The sequence below is a fragment of the Vibrio sp. 03-59-1 genome, from assembly GCF_013114135.1.
In the GTDB taxonomy this organism is placed as follows: domain Bacteria; phylum Pseudomonadota; class Gammaproteobacteria; order Enterobacterales; family Vibrionaceae; genus Vibrio; species Vibrio cortegadensis.
The window spans coordinates 1-26,372 of record NZ_VTYA01000010.1; the positions used below are offsets into that span (position 1 = coordinate 1).

General features: G+C 43.9%; 29 protein-coding genes. 9 read left to right on the plus strand and 20 right to left on the minus strand.

What is annotated here, in order from left to right:
- The 9 genes from F0249_RS11485 to fkpA form a co-directional block, all read right to left on the minus strand.
- Window positions 1–105, minus strand: a 105-nt coding sequence (locus F0249_RS11485) for a GTP-binding protein (RefSeq protein ID WP_238928544.1), incomplete at its 3' end; no start/stop codon positions are given.
- 148 nt (window positions 106–253) lie between these two features.
- The gene (gene fusA, locus F0249_RS11490) at window positions 254–2,350 is read right to left on the minus strand and encodes an elongation factor G (protein ID WP_113797154.1); all 2,097 of its coding nucleotides are present in this window, start codon (window positions 2,348–2,350) and stop codon (window positions 254–256) included.
- A gap of 170 nt (window positions 2,351–2,520) precedes the next feature.
- Window positions 2,521–2,991: a 30S ribosomal protein S7 gene (gene rpsG / locus F0249_RS11495; RefSeq protein ID WP_012604916.1), complete on the minus strand. Its 471-nt coding sequence runs from the start codon at window positions 2,989–2,991 to the stop codon at window positions 2,521–2,523.
- Between the two features lie 104 nt (window positions 2,992–3,095).
- Window positions 3,096–3,470 (minus strand): 30S ribosomal protein S12, encoded by a 375-nt coding sequence (gene rpsL, locus F0249_RS11500; RefSeq protein WP_012549145.1) that lies wholly within the window; start codon window positions 3,468–3,470, stop codon window positions 3,096–3,098.
- A gap of 176 nt (window positions 3,471–3,646) precedes the next feature.
- Window positions 3,647–3,928, minus strand: coding sequence for a sulfurtransferase complex subunit TusB (gene tusB / locus F0249_RS11505; RefSeq protein WP_171756765.1), 282 nt, complete (start codon window positions 3,926–3,928; stop codon window positions 3,647–3,649).
- A 17-nt stretch (window positions 3,929–3,945) separates the two neighbouring features.
- Window positions 3,946–4,302 carry a sulfurtransferase complex subunit TusC gene (gene tusC / locus F0249_RS11510; RefSeq protein WP_017053172.1) on the minus strand — a complete coding sequence of 119 codons (357 nt, stop codon included), beginning with the start codon at window positions 4,300–4,302 and terminating at the stop codon, window positions 3,946–3,948.
- A complete protein-coding gene (gene tusD / locus F0249_RS11515) occupies window positions 4,299–4,724 on the minus strand; it encodes a sulfurtransferase complex subunit TusD (RefSeq protein ID WP_017053171.1) in 426 nt (141 codons plus the stop codon). Before tusD ends, tusC begins: the two co-directional genes overlap by 4 nt.
- Entirely contained in the window at window positions 4,724–5,446 is a 723-nt protein-coding gene (locus F0249_RS11520) for a transcriptional regulator (protein WP_017053170.1), read from the minus strand. The genes tusD and F0249_RS11520 overlap by 1 nt, the downstream gene beginning before the upstream one ends.
- A 196-nt stretch (window positions 5,447–5,642) precedes the next feature.
- A complete protein-coding gene (gene fkpA / locus F0249_RS11525) occupies window positions 5,643–6,431 on the minus strand; it encodes an FKBP-type peptidyl-prolyl cis-trans isomerase (RefSeq protein ID WP_017053169.1) in 789 nt (262 codons plus the stop codon).
- Window positions 6,432–6,559: 128 nt separating this feature from the next.
- On the opposite strand from fkpA, the gene F0249_RS11530 reads away from it, so the two are divergent.
- Complete coding sequence (locus F0249_RS11530) at window positions 6,560–7,540, plus strand: WD40 repeat domain-containing protein (RefSeq protein WP_113797160.1); 981 nt, start codon at window positions 6,560–6,562, stop codon at window positions 7,538–7,540.
- A 2-nt stretch (window positions 7,541–7,542) separates the two neighbouring features.
- Entirely contained in the window at window positions 7,543–7,770 is a 228-nt protein-coding gene (locus F0249_RS11535) for a SlyX family protein (RefSeq protein ID WP_017053167.1), read from the plus strand.
- Window positions 7,771–7,885: 115 nt separating this feature from the next.
- Here the strand turns inward: F0249_RS11535 and F0249_RS11540 are convergent, their stop codons facing one another.
- The 5 genes from F0249_RS11540 to kefG form a co-directional block, all read right to left on the minus strand.
- Complete coding sequence (locus F0249_RS11540; RefSeq protein WP_171756766.1) at window positions 7,886–8,899, minus strand: isoaspartyl peptidase/L-asparaginase family protein; 1,014 nt, start codon at window positions 8,897–8,899, stop codon at window positions 7,886–7,888.
- 179 nt (window positions 8,900–9,078) lie between these two features.
- Window positions 9,079–9,672, minus strand: a complete 594-nt coding sequence (gene slyD / locus F0249_RS11545; protein WP_017053165.1) for a peptidylprolyl isomerase — start codon at window positions 9,670–9,672, stop codon at window positions 9,079–9,081.
- A 129-nt stretch (window positions 9,673–9,801) separates the two neighbouring features.
- Window positions 9,802–10,002, minus strand: a complete 201-nt coding sequence (locus F0249_RS11550) for a YheV family putative zinc ribbon protein (protein ID WP_017053164.1) — start codon at window positions 10,000–10,002, stop codon at window positions 9,802–9,804.
- 15 nt (window positions 10,003–10,017) lie between these two features.
- Window positions 10,018–11,814, minus strand: coding sequence for a glutathione-regulated potassium-efflux system protein KefB (gene kefB, locus F0249_RS11555; RefSeq protein ID WP_171756767.1), 1,797 nt, complete (start codon window positions 11,812–11,814; stop codon window positions 10,018–10,020).
- Window positions 11,801–12,403, minus strand: coding sequence for a glutathione-regulated potassium-efflux system ancillary protein KefG (gene kefG, locus F0249_RS11560; RefSeq protein ID WP_171756768.1), 603 nt, complete (start codon window positions 12,401–12,403; stop codon window positions 11,801–11,803). Before kefG ends, kefB begins: the two co-directional genes overlap by 14 nt.
- A 344-nt stretch (window positions 12,404–12,747) precedes the next feature.
- Between kefG and F0249_RS11565 the strand changes: the two genes are divergently transcribed.
- On the plus strand, window positions 12,748–14,670 hold the full coding sequence (locus F0249_RS11565) for an ABC transporter ATP-binding protein (protein WP_171756769.1): 1,923 nt from the start codon (window positions 12,748–12,750) through the stop codon (window positions 14,668–14,670).
- A complete protein-coding gene (locus F0249_RS11570) occupies window positions 14,667–15,146 on the plus strand; it encodes a TIGR02444 family protein (protein ID WP_171756770.1) in 480 nt (159 codons plus the stop codon). Before F0249_RS11565 ends, F0249_RS11570 begins: the two co-directional genes overlap by 4 nt.
- A 37-nt stretch (window positions 15,147–15,183) precedes the next feature.
- Here F0249_RS11570 and F0249_RS11575 read toward each other — a convergent pair whose 3' ends face one another.
- Window positions 15,184–15,780 carry a LysE family translocator gene (locus F0249_RS11575; RefSeq protein ID WP_113797171.1) on the minus strand — a complete coding sequence of 199 codons (597 nt, stop codon included), beginning with the start codon at window positions 15,778–15,780 and terminating at the stop codon, window positions 15,184–15,186.
- A gap of 128 nt (window positions 15,781–15,908) precedes the next feature.
- On the opposite strand from F0249_RS11575, the gene F0249_RS11580 reads away from it, so the two are divergent.
- From F0249_RS11580 to crp, 5 genes are all read left to right on the plus strand, one after another.
- Window positions 15,909–17,297: a PLP-dependent aminotransferase family protein gene (locus F0249_RS11580; protein ID WP_171756771.1), complete on the plus strand. Its 1,389-nt coding sequence runs from the start codon at window positions 15,909–15,911 to the stop codon at window positions 17,295–17,297.
- A complete protein-coding gene (locus tag F0249_RS11585; protein WP_171756772.1) occupies window positions 17,294–18,271 on the plus strand; it encodes a hydrolase in 978 nt (325 codons plus the stop codon). Before F0249_RS11580 ends, F0249_RS11585 begins: the two co-directional genes overlap by 4 nt.
- Before the next feature lie 141 nt (window positions 18,272–18,412).
- Window positions 18,413–18,625, plus strand: a complete 213-nt coding sequence (locus tag F0249_RS11590; protein ID WP_017052557.1) for a YheU family protein — start codon at window positions 18,413–18,415, stop codon at window positions 18,623–18,625.
- Window positions 18,626–18,712: 87 nt separating this feature from the next.
- Window positions 18,713–19,582, plus strand: coding sequence for a phosphoribulokinase (locus tag F0249_RS11595; RefSeq protein ID WP_171756773.1), 870 nt, complete (start codon window positions 18,713–18,715; stop codon window positions 19,580–19,582).
- 246 nt (window positions 19,583–19,828) lie between these two features.
- Window positions 19,829–20,461, plus strand: a complete 633-nt coding sequence (gene crp / locus F0249_RS11600) for a cAMP-activated global transcriptional regulator CRP (protein ID WP_004729651.1) — start codon at window positions 19,829–19,831, stop codon at window positions 20,459–20,461.
- Between the two features lie 100 nt (window positions 20,462–20,561).
- Here crp and F0249_RS11605 read toward each other — a convergent pair whose 3' ends face one another.
- The 5 genes from F0249_RS11605 to F0249_RS11625 all read right to left on the minus strand — a co-directional run bounded on the left by F0249_RS11605 (window position 20,562) and on the right by F0249_RS11625 (window position 26,352).
- Window positions 20,562–21,353: a DUF1338 domain-containing protein gene (locus F0249_RS11605; RefSeq protein ID WP_171756774.1), complete on the minus strand. Its 792-nt coding sequence runs from the start codon at window positions 21,351–21,353 to the stop codon at window positions 20,562–20,564.
- 130 nt (window positions 21,354–21,483) lie between these two features.
- Window positions 21,484–22,941: a succinylglutamate-semialdehyde dehydrogenase gene (gene astD / locus F0249_RS11610; RefSeq protein ID WP_171756775.1), complete on the minus strand. Its 1,458-nt coding sequence runs from the start codon at window positions 22,939–22,941 to the stop codon at window positions 21,484–21,486.
- A 103-nt stretch (window positions 22,942–23,044) separates the two neighbouring features.
- Window positions 23,045–24,064, minus strand: a complete 1,020-nt coding sequence (gene astA / locus F0249_RS11615; RefSeq protein WP_113797184.1) for an arginine N-succinyltransferase — start codon at window positions 24,062–24,064, stop codon at window positions 23,045–23,047.
- A 90-nt stretch (window positions 24,065–24,154) separates the two neighbouring features.
- The gene (locus F0249_RS11620) at window positions 24,155–25,366 is read right to left on the minus strand and encodes an aspartate aminotransferase family protein (RefSeq protein ID WP_029203370.1); all 1,212 of its coding nucleotides are present in this window, start codon (window positions 25,364–25,366) and stop codon (window positions 24,155–24,157) included.
- Between the two features lie 407 nt (window positions 25,367–25,773).
- Complete coding sequence (locus tag F0249_RS11625) at window positions 25,774–26,352, minus strand: aminodeoxychorismate/anthranilate synthase component II (protein WP_017052563.1); 579 nt, start codon at window positions 26,350–26,352, stop codon at window positions 25,774–25,776.
- Window positions 26,353–26,372: the final 20 nt, after the last annotated feature.

The following is a 26,372-nucleotide window of genomic DNA, read 5'->3' on the forward strand; positions in this document are numbered from 1 at the left end:
TGTAGTACAGATAGCAGCAGTTAGAGTTGTTTTACCGTGGTCAACGTGGCCGATAGTACCAACGTTTACGTGCGGTTTCGTACGTTCAAATTTTTCTTTAGACACGAGCGTGTTCCTTCCTAGTTATGATTCGCCACGATCATTATTGATCGAGACGCGCCAGAATTTGCTATTTTATGCGCCAACTCTCGTCAGCGCAATATTTGGACGTATGGATTCTTCAAAAAATTGGAGAAATATACATCCTGCTTGTTTAACCACGCTCTGCAATGATTGCATTTGCAACATTTTTTGGCACTTCGGCGTACTCACTAAACTCCATAGAGTAAGAAGCACGACCTTGTGTCGCAGAACGTAAATCAGTTGCGTAACCGAACATGACAGACAACGGAACTTGTGCACGAATTATCTTCAGGCCAGCTGTTCCCTCGTCCATACCTTCGATGAGGCCACGGCGACGGTTAATATCGCCAACAACATCACCCATCCAGTCTTCTGGAGTAGTTACTTCAACTTTCATCACAGGCTCAAGCAGAACTGGTTGAGCTTCGAGAGCGCCAGTTCTGAAAGCCATAGAGGCAGCGATTGTAAACGCCATCTCACTTGAATCTACTTCATGGTAAGAACCATCATACAGTGTCGCTTTAATATCCAATACAGGATAACCAGCAAGAACACCATTGTTCATCTGCTCTTCAATACCTTTCGATACTGAGCTGATGTACTCTTTCGGTACTGTACCATTGGCAATTTCATTTACGAAGACAAAACCTTCACCCGTTTCAGACGGTTCTAGTTTCAGCCATACGTGACCGTATTGCCCTTTACCACCGTGTTCGCGGATAAATTTACCTTCAGCTTTCGCTGTGCCACGGATAGTTTCACGGTAAGCGACTTGTGGATTACCAACATTGCAGTTCACGTTAAATTCGCGCTTCATGCGGTCAACGATGATATCCAAATGCAGTTCACCCATACCTGAAATCAGGGTTTGACCCGTTTCGTCGTCCATATCAACGCGGAATGATGGATCTTCTGCTGCAAGTTTGCTTAACGCAATAGTCATTTTATCTTGATCAGCTTGAGAGCTTGGCTCTACAACGATCTGAATAACTGGATCTGGGAACTCCATGCGCTCAAGAACAATCTTATGGTTCTGATCACACAGCGTTTCACCAGTAGTTACATCTTTTAAGCCAATAATAGCCGCGATGTCACCTGCTCGCACTTCTTTCACTTCTTCACGTTTATTTGAATGCATTTGAACAATGCGCCCTAAACGTTCACGCTGTTTCTTCACCGAGTTGTAAGCGGTTTTTCCACTTTCAACCACTCCAGAATAAACACGTACGAAAGTTAAAGTGCCAACAAATGGGTCTGTCGCAATTTTAAATGCAAGAGCTGAAAATGGTTCATTGTCGTCTGCATGACGTTCAACTTCATTTTCATCTTCATCCAAACCTTGAATTGCTGGAACATCAATTGGAGAAGGCAAATATTCAACAACAGCATCAAGAACAGCTTGTACACCTTTGTTTTTGAATGCACTACCACAAGTGGCCAGTACGATTTCATTATTCAGAGTACGAATTCGTAACGCTTCCTTGATCTCAGCTTCTGTTAATTCACCTTCTTCAAGGTACTTATCCATTAGCTCTTCAGTTGCTTCCGCAGCCGCTTCAACAAGGTTATTATGCCACTCATCTGCCAATTCCTGCATATCAGCTGGAATCTCCTCGTATGAGAAGGTCATGCCTTGATCGGCTTCATTCCAGTTGATCGCTTTCATCTTGATAAGGTCAATTACACCTTTGAAATTCTCTTCCTCACCAATATTTAGGTGAATAGGAACAGGATTAGCACCAAGACGTTCTTTAATTTGTTCTATTACGCGCAGAAAATCTGCTCCGGTACGGTCCATTTTGTTAACAAACACAAGACGAGGAACGTTGTATTTATCAGCTTGGCGCCATACGGTTTCAGATTGAGGTTCTACACCAGATGAACCACAGAAGACGACAACTGCGCCATCAAGTACGCGTAATGAGCGTTCTACTTCAATGGTAAAGTCTACGTGTCCTGGGGTATCGATGATATTGATTCGATGATCTTGGAATTGCGCATCCATACCACGCCAGAATGTAGTAGTCGCAGCTGAAGTGATAGTGATACCACGTTCTTGCTCCTGCTCCATCCAGTCCATGGTAGCCGCACCATCGTGAACTTCACCGATTTTATGAGAAAGGCCAGTATAGAACAGAATACGCTCAGTTGTGGTTGTTTTACCTGCATCTACGTGCGCACAGATACCGATATTACGGTAGCGCTCAATAGGAGTTTTACGAGCCACGATTGTATCCTCATTATGTAGGGACTATTAATATTAAAAATGTAATTTAACAATCACTTTAGAAATATGAATAAACCCTATTTTCTATCTCTTTTTAAATATGGTTTTTAAAAAGGAAAGCTTAGAAAATAAAGAAGTGCTGCAGGCAAGCCCGCAGCACTAAAAAGGTATTACCAGCGGTAATGTGCGAATGCTTTGTTAGCATCAGCCATACGGTGAACGTCTTCACGTTTCTTAACCGAAGTACCTTTGTTCTCAGACGCGTCTAGCATTTCAGCAGCTAGGCGTTGAGCCATAGATTTTTCACCACGCTTACGCGCAGCTTCAACTACCCAACGCATAGCAAGAGCGTTACGGCGAACCGGACGAACTTCTACAGGTACTTGGTAAGTTGAACCACCCACACGGCGAGATTTAACTTCTACCGCAGGACGAACATTTTCAAGAGCTTCTTCAAATACAGCTAAGTGATCTTTACCAGATTTCTCAGCCATAACTTCTAGTGCAGTGTAAACAATTTTCTCTGCAGTAGATTTCTTTCCGTCAACCATAAGGATGTTAACGAATTTTGCCAGCAGCTCAGATTTGAACTTAGGATCTGGAAGGATCTTACGCTGGCCTATAACGCGACGACGTGGCATGGATATTCTCCGTTGTCTTCTTCAGGTTTTTTCCAAAACTTTTCAGAATAATAAATAAAATAGTGTTTGGCCTTACTTAACGCTTTCTTTTTAAAAAAGACGCATTAAGACTTAGGACGTTTAACACCATACTTAGAACGACCTTTCTTACGGTCGTTTACGCCAGCACAGTCAAGTGCGCCACGTACAGTGTGGTAACGCACACCTGGTAAATCTTTAACACGACCACCACGGATAAGAACAACACTGTGTTCTTGAAGGTTGTGACCTTCGCCGCCGATGTATGAAGTAACTTCAAAGCCGTTAGTTAGACGAACACGACATACTTTACGTAATGCTGAGTTCGGTTTTTTTGGAGTAGTAGTATATACGCGAGTACATACACCACGTTTTTGTGGGCACGCTTCTAGTGCTGGCACGTTGCTTTTAACAACTTGCTTTGCACGAGGCTGGCGTACCAACTGGTTAATAGTTGCCATTAAATAGCTCCTGAATTACTTGAAAGTAAGCTTTGTGAAAAATCTAGCCCTATCGATACTTAGTATAAATAGGGACGCAAAATTCTATTCAGCAGTGAGGGGTGTGTCAAGAAATATACAATCAAGATCGCATTTATTTTAGCCATCTAGCAGTGTGCGAGAAATTAGAGTTGGAATTACTCCCATGTCATTGATTGTTCATGCGCAACAGTTAGCTCAACAAACCCTTCAAAATCAACATGTTGAATAAATTCATTTATCGATAAAGTCAAACCTCTGGCCAATGCATCGTTCGAAAGAAAAAAAACTGAAGCTGGACAATTTTTCAACAAAAAATGCGCAAAATGACCTTCATTAATCGCATAAATTGAATCTTCGACCAAAATCACGGCATCTTGATCCGATAAATACGCTAAAACAGAAGGTAATTGATGGGGGGTTTTCACGATATGAAGCATAATTTCATCTCTTAAAACTAGAAGGTAAGGATCTTATTACAACGCTGAAGTTTGGCCGTAATTTCACTTTTGGATAACCACTCAGGTTCTAAAATTGTTGCCGTTTTTAACAACCCCATATGTTCATAACTTTCCTGACAGGCATAGATATTTTCAATCTCGTATAATTCCATCAGTTTGAACGCGCTGATGTAATCTCGTCCTAAAATAACTTCCGGTTGCTGATTTAAAATAAGCTGAGCAACGCCCTCTGCGATAAAAAACACATGGATGTTCTCACTGTATGCAGAGGCCGCCAATAAAGCATCTAAGCCTTCACGCCCTTTGCTTGTCGTATGAGGAGAGCTTTTAAACACAAACGCAATCGACTTCAAAATTGCACCACTCTATCTTGCATCAATAATGCTTCTGCTAATGAGCCTAAGCCACTTTGATTAAAACGACTGGCTAAGTTGTCGGAGTCTAAACCGTGTTGCTTAGACTCACTCTCGCTGACAATACCACGACGTAATGCCGCCGCTACGCAAGTCTCTAACCTTACTGAATGTTGCTCAGCTAACTCTTGCCAATGTTTGACGAGATCAAATTCATCATTCGCTGGCACAGTAAGGCGAGAGCCGTTATTAACACCATCTTGATAAAAAAAGACACTGACCAAATGGTGCCCTTTTTCGAGCAATGCTTGAGCAAACAGATACGCTGTTCTTGCGGATTGACTCCCATAAACTGAGCCATTAACAACCAGTGTATATGTGAGTTTTTCAGCCGCTTGTTGCGCTTTATTTTCAGAGGCCATTACGCCTCTCCATCTTCAACTTTACGCTGGCGAATATACAAATAGACGGTATGTTTTGAGATGTTCAAGCGATCCGCAACACGGTTGATAGCATCTTTAATATCAAAAATCCCTTTGTCGTAAAGTTCCATTACGATTTGGCGATTCTTAGTATTATTCGATACCGATTTATCGGCATTAATATCTTCAATTGTGCGCTCAACCGTTTGGTCAACCAACTCTTCAACATCACTTGCGAAGTTAACTGAAGACGCGGCTTCTTCCGCTTCTTGTGTTGGCATAAACGACTGTAATACTTGGGAGAATGGCGCGTCTAAATTAACGTTAATGCACAATAAACCAATCACTCGCTCTTCACCGTTACGTATTGCAACTGTGATAGATTTCATTAGCACCCCACCCTTTGCACGGGTGAAATATGAACGAGAAAAGTTACGTTTTGAGCCTTCAATATCCTTTAACATTCTCAGCGCTAAATCGGTGATGGGTGATCCGACTTGACGTCCTGTATTTTCACCGTTGGCAATTTTAATCGCCGATGTATTTAGATCTTCTAAAGAGTGCAAAACAATTTCACAGAATGGCCCAATGAGACTGGCAATTCCATCGACCACGGCTTCATAAGATTTAAGAATGATTTTGTCATGCTCACTAAATGGCATCACGGTAACGGATTCCATTTCGAGCAACATATCAGCATTTACTGTTTCTGTGGTTGTCACTTTAAATTAGCCTTAGAACGAAAAATCAACAAATTGATGTAAGTTTATCAGAAAATTTTAATTGCACATCAATGTAACTGGCTAACTAGTGATTTAAAACAACTAATCTCTTACAAAATTAGCGCTATAACCTTTATCTTCCTGCATAAAAAAAGCCTGAATCGCTTCAGGCTTTATTAGAAATAGTGTTTAGATATTACTGAACTGCAGTTTTAGTTCCGTTATCAATGCTCAATAATTCCACTTCAAATACCAGTGTTGAGTTTGCTGGAATCGTTGGCGTATCTTGTGCGCCGTACGCTAATTCTGAAGGGATAACAAACTTGTATTTAGAACCCACTTGCATCAGTTGAACACCTTCAGTCCAACCTGGAATTACGCGGTTAAGAGGGAAGGTTGCTGGTTGGCCACGATCATAAGAGCTATCAAATTGAGTACCGTCAATCAATGTCCCTTTGTAGTGCACTTCAACAGTATCAGTATCTTTTGGTGATTCACCTTCAGCTTTTGACATTACTTGGTACAGCAAACCTGATTCTGTTTTCGTTACGCCTTCTTGTTTTTCGAAGTTCGCACGGAAATCATCGCCCGCTTTCTTTGCTGCTGCTGACTTTTCTGCAGCTTGTGCCTGCATTTTTTCTGAAACGCGCTTGTCTAAAGATTCCAACGCGGCACGAGTATCTTCTTCACTCATTTCAGGGTTACCTGCGAAAACGTGCTCGATACCTTTAAGAACCAACTCTTTATTTAGATCAATACCAATTTCACTCGGTTTATCAATACTTGTGCTCAAGTAGTTTGCGAATGACACGCCAATTGCGTATGCCGCTTTATCATCTTCTGTTTTAAAGTGAACGGTTTTGCCGGCTTCTGCTTGAACTTGCTCTGCTGGTGCCGTTTCTACTTTTGGTGCTTCTTCTTTTTGGCAACCCACTGCTAGCATTACTGTTGCTGCAAGTAGCGACACTTTAAAAATCGATTTCATTTATTTCTCCAAAGATGGACTAGCCATTTGTTATGGTGCACAAATCTCATGTTTAGATGGGTGCATTAAATTGTTGTTCCAATATACTAGTTATATGTCTTTAGACACAAACTGGATTATGAGAGCTGATGCGAATAATTTCTCACTCAATACTATGTGCCATTGTCATCACCATGTTAAATGGGTGTTTTTTTTCGAGCAAAGATGAACAGCGTTGGGAAATTGAACCTCAAGGCTCCACCAGCTTTGCGCTCAGCCGTGATGGGCGGTTTGCGCTACTCTATTCAAAACAGAGCCATTTACTCTTTTGGGATCTTGTTGAAGGAAAGCAACTGGCTCAACTTGGCGAACAAGATCCACAAGCGAATACCGTATCTCGTATTCGCATTTCTGACAATGGCCGTTTTGCGATAACCGCCAGTCAAATAAACTTTGCCGTTTGGGATTTGGCTTGGAGCCAATCTGAAGGGCTATGGTCTATCTCTGATGGTTTAATTCGCGATGTTGATATCGCCAGTAATGGTGACCAAGTTCTACTAGGTTTATCAAATGGTAAAGCTATTTATGTGGACTTAGTCACCGGAAGACGCATAGAGTTCCTTGCGCATAGAGAAAAAATTAATTCTGTTGCGATTTCACCGAATGGTCGCTTTGCGCTTTCTGGAGGGAACGATTACAAAGCCTACCTATGGGATACCCAATCTGGTTTAGTGCTGCGCACCTTTGAACATGATCAGCGCGTGAATCGCGTCGCGCTACAGAGAGATGGCAAACTTGCCTTTACCTCTGATGGCGGAAATGGTGCATTTGTGTGGAATTTAGAAACCGGTGAGAAGGTGTCAGCACTAAGTAGCTTATCACGCCAGCTTATTTTTTCTGCCGCTCGATTTTCTGATGATGGCTCGCAACTCATAACAGGAACGCCCTCTGGCCGAGTGATGGTTTGGGATACAAAAAGCGGTAAACGCACTGATGGTTTTGAAGTCGAACCGCTAAAAGATGCTCGTCCTCCACGCGCAGTGGTGTATGATGCAGCCTTCGATTTACAGCAACGTGTGATAACAGCCACGTCTGCTGGCATAGCTCAAGCTTGGAAACTAGACGATTAATCATGACTGATAAAAACATTCAACAGCTCGAAGACCGCATCAATGATCTTGAGTGCAAACTGGCATTCCAAGAGCAGACGATTGATGAACTCAACGATGCTTTAAGCCAACAACAATTTTTGATCACTCGTATGCAAGATCAGATGAAGTTTGTTGTCGGAAAAGTGAAAAATATGGACTCTTCGAATTTAGCCGATCCAACGGAAGAGACACCTCCACCTCACTATTAATGTGATGAGTCTTGTCTTTACTCCCTGAGTTCTCGATTCGATAAGAAGCTTATTTTATTAGATAAGCTTCTTACATCTAGAGTCAGTAGGGGGGAACAACAAGGAAAACTAAGTCCTATTCATCTGCGTAAATTTTGACACTGAACTTCCCATCGACATCAATACTCGCGCGATACATTCCTGAGCTATTCATTGCAAAGTGGATATCCCCTTGCGCATCAACCGCGATCAATCCGCCCTCTCCTCCCATCGCTTTTAGATCCCCCTGAATAATATTCTCACAAGCCGTGTGTACATTTTCTTTCAAATAACGCATACGAGCAGCCACATCTCCGGCCACCATTTTACGTAAGAAAAATTCGCCCATCCCCGTTGTAGAGACCGCGACATTACCGTTTTCAGCAACCGTACCCGCCCCTATTATGGGTGAATCGCCAACACGACCATATTTTTTATTGGTGATGCCGCCCGTACTCGTTGCGGCCGCCAAGTTACCTTGCTGATCCAGTGCGACGGCTCCAACGGTGCCGTATTTATTATCATCAGGATACGCTGAAACAGTTTGGCTTCCTGTAAGAGGCGATTCTAATTGCGGCTTCTGTTGTTCAACAGAGTGTTCATAAGAGGCTTCTGAAAGCGCAAACAAGCCTTTCTCTTTCATCGATTGAAGCTGCTCATAACGACGGTCGGTAAGGAAGTAATCTTGTTCGGTATATTGGTAGCCCTGATCGAAAGCAAACTGCTCAGCCCCTTCGCCCATCAGTAACACGTGATCACTTTTTCTCATCACATCGCGGGCTAATTCAATCGGATTTCTTATATGGCGAACCCCAGCAACGGCTCCAGCATCCATCTTTTTCCCATGCATCACTGAAGCGTCCATCTCGATGAATTCTTGATGAGTTAACACTGAACCTTTACCAGCATTGAAGTGTGGGCAATCCTCCATCACTTTCACCGCGGCGACAACCGCATCCGCCGCATCACCTTCCGTTTGTAAAATATCATAGCCAGCTCTCACCGATTTCTCTAAGGTGGTTAAAATACCCAACTTTAGCGCGTCACTCATCTGCTCACGCAAAATCGTACCCGCACCACCATGTATCGCGATAGAAAATGGTTGACGCATAAAACACCCTTTTATGTAGAAATATAGCGTTCCGCTCAGTATCAGCAGACTATTCATTAGCACTTAATATCCGTGCCAGCCTGTCATTAGTCAACCTGTCAGGTCAGAAAGGGCCTTAAATTAAAGGCATAAAAAAACCCTCCGAGCTGGAGGGTTTTAGAAATCATTTCAATGCGGAATTAGTGAGAACCACAACCGCCGCCGCCACAGCAGCCTTCTTTCTTCTCGCCGTGGTCGTGATCATGGCCTTCGCCGCCACAACAACCGCCTTCATGGTCGTGGTCATGACCGTGGCCACCACAACCGCCTTCTTGGTGTACATGGCCGTGTTCAGCTTCTTCTGCAGTTGCTTCACGAACTGCTACAACTTCAACGTCAAATGTTAGAGTTTGGCCAGCAAGCATGTGGTTACCATCAACAACAACTTCGTCGCCATCAACTTCTGTTACTTCTACAGGAATTGGACCTTGGTCAGTATCCGCTAGGAAACGCATACCCACTTCAATTTCTTCAACACCTTGGAATACATCAGCAGGAACGCGTTGTACTAGGTCATCGCTGTGTTCGCCGTAAGCATCTTCTGGAGATACTGTCACTGAGAATTTATCGCCTGCAACTTTACCGTCTAACTCTTTTTCAAGACCAGTAATTAGGTTGTTGTGACCGTGAAGGTAATCTAGCGGTGCTTCAACTGTTGATTGATCGACAACCACACCGTCTTCAAGTTTAACTTGATACGCTACGCTTACTACTACGTTCTTTTCAATTTTCATGTGTACTCCAAGGGAATAAAAGCTCTAGATAGTGACAACTAGGCCTAAAGAAGATCATGCTCTTAGGACGAAATAAAGGTCACATAAGAACTTATCCCCACATTATGGGGATGAATTGGCGAAACTCAATCATTCTGGTTTAAAAATACCGATCATTTCTTGTGTCGCATGTTCAGTTTTATCTACAGATTTAGGCTTACGCTGCTCAGTGAAGTCACATTCGACGCACTCAACCAACTCAATATTGTTTTCAATCCACCAGCGAAGGGTGTCTTGCGTTTTACAATTTGGACAACTTGCTCCTGCAATAAAGCGTTTTCTCTGTTTCACGTCTGGTTCCTTTTTCTATTCCCAATAGTTACGAGACTGGCGATCGTTCTCCATCTCATGACCAAATATCTCTTCCAACTCTTTCCGCGCTTCTTTCGATCGCAATGCGAGCTCTTTATCTTCACTGTGCTGAGGCAGTAACTCTTTAAGCATCGAGTTATCTAGCTTTCTAAAATGTGCTTCAGCTCGCTTTGCTTGATAAGGGTGCATACCCAACTCAGTAAGAGCCTGTCGCCCTAAATCAAGTGCCCCTAAAAAGGTCTCACGAGAGTAATTATTAACACCATGATTCATTAATTGGTAAGCCTCTACACGACTGCGAGCACGAGCTAATATTTTTAGACGTGGAAAATGCTGTCGGCAGATATCAACAATTTTCATGATTTCATCAGGAGAGTCAGTACACAGCACAATCGCTTCCGCTTTATCTGCCCCTGCAGCTCGTAATAAATCCAACTGAGTCGCATCCCCATAAAACACTTTATAGCCAAACTTACGCAATAAATGAATTTGGCTCGCATCACTTTCTAATACGGTAATACGGATCTTATTGGCGTACATCAACCGACCAATAATCTGTCCAAAACGACCAAAGCCTGCGATGATCACTCTTGGACTACGATCAACCACATCAGATTGCATCACATCTTCACTGATTTGATTAAGTTCGCGAGCGAAAAACCTGTCTTGTAGTTTAAGCATTAATGGCGTGGTGACCATAGATAAGCTCACCACAACCAATAAGAAAGAGACCTGCTCCCCCGACAAAATACCTTGCGCACTGGCAGCAGTAAAAATCACAAAGGCGAACTCACCACCTTGGCTTAAAATCATCGCCATTCGGCTTCGAGCTTTGGTTTGAATGCCAAAAATACGAGCCAATCCATAAAGCACAAAGCCTTTAAATACGACTAAAGCGGTGACGGCAACCAAGATAGCCAGCGGACTCTCTGCCAACAAACCTAAGTTAACCGCCATCCCTACGGAGATAAAGAACAGCCCCAACAGCAAGCCTTTAAATGGCTCGATCGCTATCTCTAATTCATGACGATATTCACTCTCGGCCAATAGCACACCCGCTAAAAATGTCCCGAGCGCCATCGATAAGCCAATCTTCTGCATCAATACCGCAATACCAATCACCAATAACAGCGCCGCAACGGTGAACAGCTCACGCACGCCACTCATCACTACATACCGAAACAGCGGTCGCAGCAAAAAGTGCCCACCAATCAATAACCCAAAGACTCCGCCGAGCATCCACAACATGTCAGCCCAACTGCCTCCGGTACTCCCTGCTAATAATGGGAGCATAGCCAGCATTGGGATCACCGCGATATCTTGAAAAAGCAGCACAGCAAAACCAGACTGTCCTGCCTCTTTACCACTCAGTTCACGCTCTTCGATAACACGTAGCGCAATGGCGGTAGATGACAAGGCTAATCCCATACCAATCACTAAACTGGTTTGCCAACTTAAGCCGAACATATAAGCGATAGCCGCAATCAATAAGGTCGTAATACAGACCTGTGCGCCACCAAGTCCGAGAATAGGCCCTCGCATCGTCCAGAGTTTTTTAGGGTTCAACTCCAAACCAATTAAGAACAGCAGCAGTACCACACCAAATTCAGAGAAATGAAGAATGGCTTCCACATCACTAATTAACCCTAATCCCCAAGGGCCAATAGCAACTCCGGCTAATAAATAACCCAGAACAGAACCAAGCCCTAAACGCTGAGCAAGTGGAACCGCCACCACCGCGGCAGAAAGAAAAATCACACTACTCTGTAGAAACTCACTAGCCATCCGCATCTCCATCTGTCGCTGATAGTTGTTCAGAAAGCTTGCCTAATGGATCTTGTAGCCAGTGGCGATATCTATCGGCGTGGTGCTCTCTCTCCTTGTCATCAATGTTTCGAGCCCAATGCAGCACTAATGGATCTAACCAGTGCATACGGCATAGTGATGCGGTTAACTCAAATGGCTGTAAAATCTCTTCCAGTGGATACTTGTTGTAACCCTGCGCACCAAACGCGCCTTCTTGACCGCCAGTCGTAATGACACTGCGCCAATATTTACCCTCTAGTGCGCATTCATGGCCAAACGCAAAGCCTTTAGATAGAACGCGATCAAACCACTCTTTTAATAAAGCAGGACATGAATACATATAAAGAGGATGCTGAAACACGATGACATCATGCTCAAGTAGTAACTGGTGTTCGAAATTAACATCGATAAAGAAGTCAGGATAGGTGGCGTAAAGATCGTGCACACGAACATGCCCCAAAGGTTCAATCGCTTTGATCATGGCCTGATTGGCTATCGAACTATGCGGCTCGGGGTGCGCGTATATCACCAATATCTTAAGCGGTGATGCAACTTGAGGTTGGGTATCACTCATTCTTTAACCGTTCTTCCTTGGGTGCTTAGCCTCAACTCAGGATAATTGAAGCCGCTCAGTACTACTCTTTTCGCGCCTAACCGCGTTAAAATCACCGCAATAGACAAGCTACTGACTTGTGATTTTGCCTTGTTATGCATCTAAAATTGCAACACTGAGCAAATAAATCGACTAACCATTTAAAATTAATAAGCTTTTAGACTTTCTTATCCAGAGTTGAGGCTAGTTATCAAATTGTTATATGATTTCTGCATCATAACCCAATTTGTATAATGATCGACTTTTATCTGGTTTCATCCTACTATGCTCACCGCCTAATCACCTCCAATCTCAATGCGATTTTTATGATTACTTTCTCTGATATTCAACTGCTTCGCGGCGGAAAACCATTACTCGACCAAGCATCCGCTACGATTCATCCTGGCGATAAAGTCGGCCTTGTCGGCAAAAACGGTTGCGGTAAATCCACCCTATTCGCTCTATTAAAAGATGAGCTGTCTATAGATGCTGGTACCTTCCACCAACCAAGCCACTGGGAATTAGCATGGGTAGCGCAAGAGACTCCGGCTCTAGAGCGTAAAGCCATAGAGTATGTGATTGATGGAGACAGAGAATATCGCAGCCTCGAAAATGCATTGCTCGAAGCCGAACAAGCCGACAACGGCACTTTGGTTGCAGAGCTGCATGGCAAAATAGAGACGATTGGAGGTTACAGCATTAATGCTCGCGCGGCAGAACTACTCGATGGCCTTGGTTTTAGCCAAGAGCAGATGAGTTGGAATCTTACTCAGTTTTCTGGTGGTTGGCGTATGCGTTTGAACTTAGCCCAAGCTCTGCTTTGCCGTTCAGACCTTCTGTTACTCGATGAACCGACCAACCACTTGGATTTGGATGCGGTCATGTGGTTAGAGCGTTGGTTACAGAGTTACCCTGGCACCTTGATCTTAATTTCTCACGATAGAGACTTCTTAGACCCTATCGTAAACCGAATTATTCATGTCGAAAACCAATTACTCAATGAGTACACTGGCAACTATTCGTCATTTGAAACACAACGTGCTCAAAAGCTGATCTTGCAGCAATCCATGTATCAGAAGCAGCAGAAACAAATGTCGCACATGCAGAGCTACATCGACCGTTTCCGTTACAAAGCGTCGAAAGCTCGCCAAGCTCAGAGCCGAATCAAAGCCTTAGAGAAGATGGAACAAGTGCTACCTGCGCAGTTCGATAATCCGTTCAGCTTTGAATTTAGAGAGCCATCCGCTCTGCCAAACCCAATTTTGATGATGGATGAAGTGTCTGCGGGTTACGACAACAACCTTATCCTCGAAAAGATTCGTTTAAACCTCGTTCCGGGAAGTCGGATTGGCTTATTGGGTCGAAATGGTGCAGGAAAATCAACGCTGATCAAATTACTTTCTGGTGAACTTGAAGCGCAATCTGGCGAATTTAATTACTCTCAAGGTGTGAAGATTGGCTATTTCGCTCAGCACCAACTTGAGACCTTGCATCCAGAAGAGACGCCACTGCAACATATGATGCAGATTGCGCCACAACATACAGAACAACAACTACGAGATTACCTCGGCAGCTTTGGTTTCAATGGCGAAAAAGCCCTTGATAAAGTCGCGCCATTTTCTGGTGGTGAAAAGGCCCGTTTGGTATTGGCACTATTAGTCTGGCAAAAACCAAACTTACTACTGCTCGATGAGCCAACCAACCACCTTGATTTGGACATGCGTCAAGCGTTAACCATGGCTCTGCAAACCTTCGAAGGTGCGATGGTGATTGTCAGCCACGATAGGTATTTACTGCGTGCCACGACCGATGACCTGTATTTAGTTCATGATCGTCAAGTTGCGCCTTTTGATGGTGACTTAGTTGATTACTACAAGTGGTTAACCGATCAACAAAAACTAGAGCGAAAAGAAGCACAAGCTCTCGCTCCAGCAAAAGATAGCGCAAACAGTGCGGCATCAAAGAAAGATCAAAAACGTCGTGAAGCTGAATTTAGAAAGCTGACCGCCCCTATCCGCAAAAATTTAACCAAGCTTGAAGCGAAAATGGATAAATTAGGCGAACAGTTAAGCGAAGCAGAACTACAATTATCAGACACATCACTTTATGATGCAGAAAATAAAGCTAAACTTACTCAAGTACTCGCGCTACAAGCATCAAGTAAATCGGAATTGGAAGAGACAGAGTTAGAATGGATGTCTGGACAAGAAGACCTTGAGTCCATGGAAAAGGAATTTAGTATCGAATGAGCCAAGAGCACGTAAACATATCTTTGACCTTAGAACGCTTATGGCAATTTAGCTTGCAATATTACAGTGTGCGAGAAGTTAAAGAAGCGTGCTTAACGCTCCAAAATCAATTCCACGGGAATGTGAACCTGCTACTACTGCTCAAATGGCTCGACGAACAGCAGGTTGCCTTCCAAGAAAGTGAATGGCATAAGGTACAAGAGTGCCTTGGCCGTTCAGAGTCACTGCTTCATAGTTACCGAGAACTTCGTCGCCATCTCAAATCCCACACACCTGACTCACTCTACCGAGAAGCGTTACAATTCGAATTACAGCTAGAACGACAACAACAGTCTGATCTCGTCGATTGTATTAATGCACTTCGCCTACACAATAACTACAGTGAACCACTGACTCTGCGTTACTGCCGTCAACTCGGCGGTGAACAACTCTATCCCGCCTTTTCAGAACCCGCGCCAAAAATCGCAAATAGCTAGATCCATAACCCATAACCCATAACCCGTGACATTACTATTACCAGATAAACACCACACAACTCGCGGTTAAAGTCCCCATACCGAGGTTAAATCGTTGCCATGCTTTCGGGGTTGATAGCCAACGCCTAATGAATGCACCAAACCCAACCCACACCGATGACGTGTGTACCTGAACAAGTAGAAAAATGATAGATATCGCAGCAATCGACCACCAGTAGTCCTCGCCCGAATACGCAAAGGATCCAACGGCTGTAATCGACATCATCCAAGCTTTAGGATTTAAGTATTGAAACAGAATCGCCTCCCAACAAGTCATCGGTTTGTTTGCCTTACCTTCCCCTTTGCTCATCGCGCTGGAAAAAGCGATTTTCCACGCTAAGTAGAGCAAATAAGCACTGCCGAGGATCTTCAAAGCATCTTGGATCGCTGGATAGGTTTGAAACAATACACCAAGCCCGAGGCCATTCAGCGAAATCAAACTGATCAAGCCAAACCCAATACCGATAAAGTGAGGGATAGACCGACGATAGCCAAAATTAGCACCAGAGGCGGTCAACATGACATTATTTGGCCCTGGCGTGCCTGTCATCACCAATGCAAATAATGCTACCGATAGAAAAAATTGCCACTCCATTGAACACCCCTTGAAATTGTATCGATACAATTATCCATTTAGATAACTAATTGTTGAGTTTTTGTTTCACTTTGCACACAATAACCATAACAATGCGTTTTATTATTAGCAAAAGGTTTATTGTCACCATGACAATTCAAGAAATGACGCTGTCTAAGCAAAGTACAACACCGATGTACAAACAGATCGCTGATCAGCTTTCTAAGCAGATTGATCATGGTGATCTCAAAGCCAACCAAAAATTACCGACTCAACGTAAACTTGCCGACCAATTACAAGTGACGGTTGGTACGATCACTCGTGCCTATGCAGAAGCAGAACGACGCGGGCTTGTCGAAGCAAGAGTAGGATCTGGAACTTTTATTGCCGATAAAAACAAAAGCAGTTGGAGCTTTGAAGAGAGCACCAAAGATCCAGATGAGTGCAATTTTGGCTACAACATCCCGCCAAATATTGAGCGAAGCAACATGCTTAATCAGGCAATGGCGACCCTCTCGCAATCCCCCCAACTGATTGAGCAACTGATGCTGTACCAAAAACCTCATGGATTAGAGTCTCATAAGCAGCAGATTTGCCACTGGCTCGATAGCAAAGGCGTTCACTTATCTCCACAGCAGCTACTATTTAGCTCAGGCGCTCAACATGCCGTTCAAATTGTGATTGATGCTTTCACTCGCGCAGGGGACACCTTACTGGTAGAAAAAAGTACTTATCCCGGCCTCCTCAGTTTAGCGAGGCAGAAACAGCTATCGGTCAAAGGGGTCGAAATGGATGAACAAGGGATAACACCTGCGGGATTAGAAGCGGCTTGCCGACAATATCAAGCACGCTTTATCTACCTTACCCCAACCTTTCAAAACCCGACGACGGCCATCATGTCTCAACAGAGACGACACGAGATACTCGAAGTCTGTAAGCGATATGATCTGCTGGTCATTGAAGATGATGTAAACGGATTACTTGCCGCTGAAGTTTACTCTCCAATGGTGAATCTCGATCCTGAGCAGGTGATCCACATTGGCGCTTTTTCTAAATGCTTAGCCCCCGGATTACGAGTGGGCTACTTACATGCCCCGAAAAAACTCTATCAACCTTTAGTTTCAACCTTGCAAAACCACAGTTGGATGGTGAGCCCTCTATTGACCGCTTTAGCGTGTGAAATGACCGCCAATGGGGATGCAGACAAAACGCTTGATATTATTCGTCAGGAAATGGAGCAACGACTAGCGATAGCCCTTGAATATCTCTCCCCTTTCCAGCCTATGTATAAGCGAGATTGCTTCCATTTATGGTTACCACTCCCAGAGCACTGGCGATTGAGTGATTTCGTCGCTCAAGCCGCTGAAATGGGGGTTGTGGTCAAATCTGGAGAACTCTTTTCCCCTCCAGCAGGCAGTATCTCCCCAGCGGTAAGGCTTGCACTTAGCTCGCCAATCAACCAAGCTCAACTAAAGAAAGGGCTCATTGCGCTTCAAACGCTACTCCACTCCAATCCAATGAATGAGTTTGATTTATGACCATATTCACAGCAGCTAAAGGGCTAAGTAATCCTCACCTGCAGACATTAATGCCGCGCTTTATTCGAAAAAAAGCACTATTTGATCCGCTTTGGCAAACTCTTGATACGCCTGATGGGGATTTTCTTGATCTTGCATGGAGTGAAGACTGGACGACTAAGCAAGCCAAAACGAAACCGGTGTTCATTCTTTTTCATGGACTAGAAGGCTGCTTCAATAGCCCATACGCCAACGGGTTAATGAATGCTTTTGCTCAAGATGGCTGGATTTCAGTCATGATGCACTTTCGTGGTTGCAGCGGAAAACCGAATCGACTAGCAAGAGCCTATCACTCTGGCGAAACAGAAGATGCGCGTCTTTTCTTAAACTATATTCAGCAGCAATTTCCCAACCAACCCAAAGTGGCCATTGGGATCTCATTGGGCGGCAATATGCTAACCAATTATTTAGCCACCTATCGAGATGACCCTATTCTTGATGCCGCAACCATCGTTTCTGCGCCTCTTGATCTTGCAGCTTGTTCTTCACGCATTGAGCAAGGTTTTTCCAAGGTTTATCGAAACTACCTACTCAATTCACTCAAACACAATGCACTCAAAAAGCAGCACTTGTTGAGTGAAGAGATCGGGGTAACCGACAATTGCATTAAACAAGTCTCTCGCTTGTACGACTTCGATGACTTGATCACCGCACCTCTTCATGGATTTAAAAACGCCGAAGACTATTACCAGCAGTGTTCAGGGATCCATAAGATCAAACAGATCACCATTCCAACTCAGTTTATTCATGCCAAAGATGACCCATTCATGACCGATGCGGTGATCCCTCGTTTTGTTCTACCAGAGAATATTGACTACCGATTATTTGAACGGGGTGGTCATGTCGGCTTTTTAACTGGCCACGCACTCAAACCGACCTTTTGGCTAGAAGAGGCCATTCCTGCGTATTACGAAAGCTTTCTAAACCAATCATAAGGCAAACACTGGGATCCGCTCGATCCCAGATAAATGAGTGAAATGTAAATACGGTATTGGTTTTTGGGATCAACTTGGGTATAAAGCCGTCTCGCTTCATATCCTAGCATCCCGCTCCCAACCAAAAATTCAGAGGTATGTATGATCATCCCGTGGCAAGAGATCGAACCTGAAACGTTACAGAACTTAATCAAAGAGTTTGTTCTTAGAGAAGGCACAGATTACGGCGAGTTTGAGTTTTCACTGCAAGATAAAGTGGATCAGGTCATTATCCAACTTAAGTCAGGAGAGGCAAACGTCGTATTTTCTGAACTGCATGAAACCGTTGATATTCAGATTCGAAATCGAGTTTAACCGCATAGCAGACCATGACAGTTCACATTTACGTGTTATAGTGTTACCGATTGCTAACAAGTACGTTACTTCAAGACAAGGTTTGTCATGTCCGCAAAACACCCAATAATCGCAGTGACTGGCTCTTCCGGTGCCGGTACCACAACAACTTCTGAAGCCTTTCGCAAGATGTTCAATATGATGGATGTCAAAGCGGCATGGGTTGAAGGAGATAGTTTCCACCGCTTTACGCGCCCTGAGATGGATGTGGAAATACGCAAAGCCCGAGAACAGGGCAAACACATCAGTTATTTCGGCCCTCAAGCGAATAACTTTCCGGCTTTGGCTGAGTTTTTCAGAGAGTATGGCAATGAAGGCGTTGGCCAAGTAAGGCGTTACCTTCATACATTCGATGAAGCGGTACCCTACAACCAAATGCCCGGCACTTTTACCCCATGGCAGGACATTTCATCTGACTCTGATGTGTTGTTCTATGAAGGATTGCACGGCGGAGTCGTGGATGGCGACATCAACGTTTCACAGCATGTCGATTTATTGATTGGCATGGTACCAATAGTCAACCTAGAGTGGATTCAGAAATTTGTTCGTGATACACGAGATCGTGGCCACTCCAGAGAAGCGGTAATGGATTCGATCGTTCGTTCAATGGATGACTATTTGAATTATATTACCCCTCAATTCTCTCGCACTCATATCAACTTTCAGCGAGTGCCAACCGTTGATACATCAAACCCATTGAATGCAAAAGGCATCCCAAGTTTAGATGAAAGCTTTGTTGTCATTCGTCTACGTGGGATTAAAAATGTTGATTTTCCGTACCTATTAGCCATGATTGATGGCTCCTTCATGTCACGCCATAACACCCTGGTTGTGCCGGGAGGGAAAATGAGTTTTGCCATGGAACTCATCGTGAGACCAATCCTGCAACAGCTGATTGAAACAGGAAAAATTGGTTAGTCATCACGCTTAAATCTCGGTTACTTTTCATACCGTGATCATGTGCACAGTTTTGCGTAGAAGATCGTGGCAATGACACGATTAAAATCAAGAAATGGATTAGGAAAAAGGATACTATTCCTAACCGAAACACAAGATAGCTTGTAGCACTAACAAGAGTGCTCTTATCCTAACGGAACTGCCTACTACTAGGCTTTGCTAATTATGGAAAGCAGCAAGCGTACCCTGCAGAGGAAGTGAGATATTATGGTTCTAGGTAAACCTCAAACCGACCCAACATTAGAGTGGTTTCTTTCACACTGTCATATTCATAAGTACCCATCAAAAAGTACGCTGATTCACGCAGGTGAAAAAGCCGAAACTTTGTATTACATTGTGAAAGGTTCAGTTGCGGTACTAATTAAAGATGAAGAAGGCAAAGAGATGATCTTGTCTTACCTTAACCAAGGTGACTTCATTGGTGAGCTAGGTCTTTTTGAAGAAGACCAAGAGCGTACAGCATGGGTTCGAGCAAAATCTCCTTGTGAAGTTGCTGAGATTTCTTTCAAGAAATTCCGCCAACTTATCCAAGTAAACCCAGACATCCTAATGCGTCTTTCAGCGCAAATGGCAAACCGTCTACAAGTTACTAGCCAAAAAGTAGGTGACTTAGCATTCCTAGATGTAACGGGCCGAATTGCACAAACGCTACTAAACCTAGCGAAACAACCTGATGCAATGACTCACCCTGATGGCATGCAAATTAAGATCACTCGCCAAGAAATCGGTCAAATCGTTGGCTGTTCTCGTGAAACGGTTGGTCGTATCTTGAAGATGCTAGAAGAGCAGAACTTGATTTCAGCTCACGGTAAGACAATTGTAGTTTACGGTACTCGCTAGTTCGCGTTACTGAAAACACTATAAAATTTAAAAACCACCAATATCGCTATTGGTGGTTTTTTATTAGCTAACTTTTACGCCATGCGCTCGTATTAATGATCTAGCCGTTTGTACTCTCAAAGATCTTATCGGCTGACGCTGCAACAAAACCCGTGTACAACTGACCATCATTCATTGGGTAACGTTTCGCAAACTCGTAAAATCCGCCAGGGACAACTTGTTCACTCTCAGTAAATTGGACCAATACGCGATCAGCCATGGTCGATGATTGCTCCAATAGTACTTCAGGTGAGCCTTTAACCTCCCCCCCAGAACCATTAATAACAAACCCAACGCTACTGAGATGATCATTCACCTCTTGAACTTCGCTAAAATCATTTAATTGATTCACACTAACCGTAAAGTGATTAGCACCATAGCCATGAGCCGCTAACCAAGAGGCGTATTCACTCTCTTTTGCTAGAGTTTGGTAATCTTCAAAGCTCAGTTCCCATTGACGGCCGCTGTATAAAAAGTCCTGAGTCTTCAATTGTTGAGCATCCACTTGTTCCACCAGTTTAGCGACGATGGCTTGTAACGCTTCAGAGCACTCTTCCACTTTCAGCTCACTAATAAAGACTTTGGGCTGGTTTGGATCATCATGTTCATAATGCTTGGCAACCAACTTTTTGCTTTCAAATAGATAATCACCACACTCTTTATACCCTAATGCTAAAAAAGGCTTCGCTAAGGTTTCAATCCCAAGAGGAGCAACATTAAACGTTCGAAGTGCGATGTGATCATTAATCAGCTCAGCATCTTCGCGAAGCAATTGATGAACCTTATCCGCAGAAGGGCAAAGGCGTTGAATATAATCTTTCCATAGGGATTCAAATAAAACATCTGGCGTCATGACGCCTCCTTGTTGTATTTATTAGGGTCTGTAGACCGAGTTTGCTGTAGAAAAAAGGTTATCTCATGCTGTATCACTCTGCATTCGATAACCATTTAGTACTGAGTTGAGGTTTCCGCCTACCGTAACCCTAAAGCTCTAGACCAGGGCTAAAGGTGGCAGGGAGTAATGTCTCTTCACCTTCCATTGATGCCATTGGATAAGCACAATAGTCAGCAGCGTAGTAAGCACTTGGTCGTAAATTACCAGAAGCACCGGGGCCACCAAATGGCGCATCACCACTCGCTCCGGTCAATTGGCGGTTACGGTTCACGATGCCCGCGCGAATGTGATCCACAAAGTAATCCCATTCACCATCGTCTGTAGACACAAGTCCAGCAGACAAGCCAAATCGAGTGTCGTTTGCCATTTCAACCGCCGCATCGAGGCTTTCGTAACGAATAACCTGTAGTAACGGGCCAAAATACTCTTCATCTGGTAGCTCGACGATTTGTGTTACATCGATAATACCCGGTGTCACAAATGCCGCCTCTAAGCCTTTCGCAAGCACTAAGCTTTCACCACCTAACGATTGCAGGTTCGCTTGAGCATCCAAAATAAACTTCGCTGCCGCTTCTGAAATTTGTGGGCCCATAAACGGGGCTGGCTCAGAAAACGGTTGATCAACTCGAATCTTTTGAGTCGCACTGATTAACTTCTCAAGAAGTGCATCGCCTTTACTGCCGAATGGGATATACAAACGACGAGCACAGGTACAACGCTGACCTGCACTGATGAAGGCCGACTGGATAATGGTGTATACCGTCGCGTCTAAATCGCCGTATTTATCAGAGATGACCATTGGGTTGTTTCCACCCATCTCTAATGCCAGCATTTTACTTGGTTGCCCTGCAAATTGGCGATGAAGGATATGTCCGGTATTCGCACTGCCCGTAAAGAGCACACCGTCGATTCCTTTCGCATCAGCAAGAGCAATCCCCGTCTCTTTTGCCCCTTGTACAAGGTTAATAACACCAGCAGGCAGACCCGCTTGTTGCCACAGTTTCATCACAAACTCACCTGTCCAAGGCGTCTGTTCTGATGGCTTAAAGACCACGGTATTACCCGCAAGAAGCGCAGGTACAATATGGCCATTTGGCAAGTGACCAGGGAAGTTATAAGGCCCAAATACCGCCATGACACCTAAAGGTCGGTGGCGCAGTACAATTTGATTGCCTGCCGCTTCACGAGAAGCTTCACCCGTTCGCTCGTGATACGCTCGAATTGAGATAGCAATTTTACCCGCCATCGCACCCGCTTCTGTACGCGTTTCCCAAATAGGCTTACCCGTCTCTTTTGCTATGATCTGTGCGATCTCTTCGCTGTTCTCTTTCACTTTTTCAGCAAACGTTAGTACAACCTGTTCACGCTCTGAAAATGAAAGATGCTTCCAACTTTGAAATGCCAAGCGAGCGGATTTAACCGCAGATTCAACTTGAGCGGGAGTGGCACTATCACCATGCCAAATGACATCATTATTGAAAGGGCTGAGTGAAGTCATCGCTTCACCTTGTCCTGCAACCCATTCACCTGCGATCCATTGAGTCATCTTAATTCCTTCTAAATAATTCCTATCCACATAGCCAGCCAATGATTTGTTGACTGGCTATGACAATGAGATAGCTTGTTAATCACATCGCACAATCATTTATCTATTGCGCTAATAACCGAACAAAATCACCTTCATTCACTTCAAGCGCTTCCGCCACCTCAGAGGATAGGATCACACTTTCGCTGGCTAGGTCATACGCACCTTTCGCCGCCACTGCTCGGAAGTTTTCAAACGAGGTATTACCCATCAAGTAAGCTTGTGAACTTGAATGTTCAGCAATCACCACTTTCGCACGAATCGAATCTCGCACAGAGTCGATATTGCGTAAATCACACTCTACTGTTGGGCCAGCATCGAAAATATCAACGTACCCACGATTGGTGAACCCTTCATTTTCAAGTAACTTCAATGCAGGTCGAGTATTTTCATGTACAACACCAATCACATCTTGAGCTTCTTGGCTCAGCAAGTTGATGTAAATCGGCAACTTCGGCATAAGATCAGCAATAAAGCCTTTCTTACCAATTCCGGTTAAGTAATCTGCGAGAGTAAAATCAATCGAAAAGAAGTGATCTTGTAGCCACTGCCAGAATGGCGAGTTGCCATCAGCATCCGATACTCCGCGCATTTCAGCAAAAATCGTCTTTGAAAAACGGTGCGGGTGCTCAGCCATCAGTAAGAAACGGCTCTTAGACATCAAACGACCATTCAACCCTTTACGAAAATCCGGGCGTAAGAATAAGGTACAAATTTCGCTACATCCTGTGTAATTGTTGCCAAAAGTCAGAAGCTTAACTACATTATTCACACCAAGCTTATTCGATGAGTGGACCACCTTACTGATGTGATAAGAGTAAAAAGGGACATCCCAACCAATAGAGGCTTCAATTCCCGTCGTACCCGCAACTTCACCCGTTTCAGTATCAAAGCCCACCATTAGGTAGCCTTCATCACCAGGTTCAGTCACACTTTCTTTGCTGAAGCTGTATTCAGAATGAGTAATTCGATTTGTTAACAGTTCTTCGTTAACAGGAAGAGATGTAAATCCATGTCCAGATTCTACTGCGCATGTATGCAGCGCATCGTAGTCTGATTTTTTTATTGGGCGAACAACCAGCATCAATATTCCCTCCAGATGCAAACAACACAGCCCAACATAACTCCATTAAGTTATTACCACTGGGCCGTGTAAATGAGGCTTTAACGAAAATTAAACTAGAGTGCTGATCGCTTTATCTAGTTTCGCTAAACCTTCTTCTATTTCTTGTTTTGTGATGACTAATGATGGAGTGAAGCGGACAACATTAAGACCTGCAACCAATACCATTAATCCTTCTTTGCCTGCTGCAACGAGTACGTCACGTGCTCGACCTTGCCATTCATCATTCAGCGCCGCCCCAAGCAGTAAGCCCTTACCGCGAACTTCGCTGAATATGTTGTATTTGTCGTTAATTTTCTCTAAACCTGCGCGGAACAGTGCTTCACGCTCTTTCACGCCAGCAAGCGTTTCAGGTTGGCTAACAACATCAACCACCGCTTCTGCGACGGCACACGCTAGTGGGTTACCACCATAAGTAGAGCCATGAGTTCCAACTTTAAGATGAGGTGCCAGTTTGTCCGTTGTCAGCATCGCGCCAATCGGGAAGCCGCCACCAAGAGATTTTGCAGTACTCAGAATATCAGGCGTCACACCAAGACCTTGATAAGCATAAAAATCGCCAGTACGACCATTACCTGTTTGCACTTCATCAAAAATCAGTAGTGCGTTGTGCTTATCACACAGCTCACGAACTGTTTGAACAAATTCTGAAGTAGGAGAAATGATGCCGCCTTCCCCTTGAAGAGGTTCCATCATCACGGCACAAGTACGGCTAGAAATATGCGCTTCTAGCGCGGCTACGTCATTGTAAGGTAGGTGAGTGATATCGCCCGGCTTAGGACCAAAGCCATCAGAATACGCCGCTTGACCGCCCACAGTGACCGTAAAGAAAGTACGCCCGTGGAAGCCTTGTTGGAACGCGATAATTTCAGATTTTTCTTCACCGTGAACATCAGCAGCCCAACGACGAGCCAGTTTCAGTGCTGCTTCGTTTGCTTCTGCACCTGAGTTAGCAAAGAAGACCTTATCTGCAAAGCTGACTTCTGTTAGCTTCTTAGCTAAACGAAGTGCTGGTTCATTGGTCATGACATTACTTAAATGCCACAGTTTGTTTGCTTGTTCTGTTACAGCATTCACCATAGCAGGGTGACAATGACCTAAGCAGCTCACCGCAATACCACCAGCAAAATCGATATACTCGTTACCTTGCTGATCCCAAATTCTCGCGCCTTCCCCTTTCACAGGGATCATTTCCATTGGGTTATAACAAGGCACCATCACCTCGTTAAACAAACTACGTTCTACTTTATTTTCCATTGTCATTGCACTCCTTTAGATACTGCATGCCAGGTAGATGCCTCTCATTTTATGAAATCGATGAGGGTTTCATTATGATGAATATTTTGTTTGGCATTTCTACTAATGCAGCATTGTATTTACATTTAATTAACTATTTCAATAGTAGATTGTTCTTTTACTTGCAGAAATAATAGTTCAAAGCTCACTATATGTGACTACTTATGCAGCAATCAAATCGTTTTATGAATTTTTTTCCGGATAAATTGCGTGCTAGTAATTATTAAATGAGGAAATACAAGGCATAGAAGAGGATCGAGGGATATAGCGCGAATAAACTTGCATAGAATATCCACAATAAAACAGATGAAGAAAATGTTAAGAAAAGTGATCCGAGTCAGGTGTTGGAGCGTAATGAATAGCCAAAAACAGGACTATCGTAAAAGGAAATTTGCCAGTAATTGATGGCCTTGCTCTGTTTTAATGGATTCCGGATGAAACTGAACCGCATCAATCGCGAGGGTTTTATGTTGATAGCCCATGATCTCATCCATACTTCCATCTTCAAGCTCAGTCCATGCTGTCAGTTCAAAACAATCAGGCAACGTACCGTTTTTTACCACGAGGGAATGGTAACGTGTCACGGTCAAAGGATTATTAAGCGTTTTAAACACACTTTTTCCGGTGTGTTTAATGGGAGAGGTTTTACCATGCATAACTTGTCTTGCTCGAACGACTTCACCACCGAAAACTTGAGCAATCGCTTGATGCCCTAAACAGACCCCCATAATCGGTAATTTCCCAGCAAAATGCTCGATTACTTCCAGTGATATACCCGCGTCATTCGGGGTGCAAGGCCCAGGGGAGATCACTAAATGGGTCGGCGCTAACGCTTCAATGCCCGCAATATCGATTTCATCATTACGCACAACGTTCACTTCCGCGCCTAACTCACAAAAATATTGGTATAGGTTGTAGGTAAATGAGTCGTAATTGTCGATGATTAGTAGCATGGGAAGTATCGATTACTCTA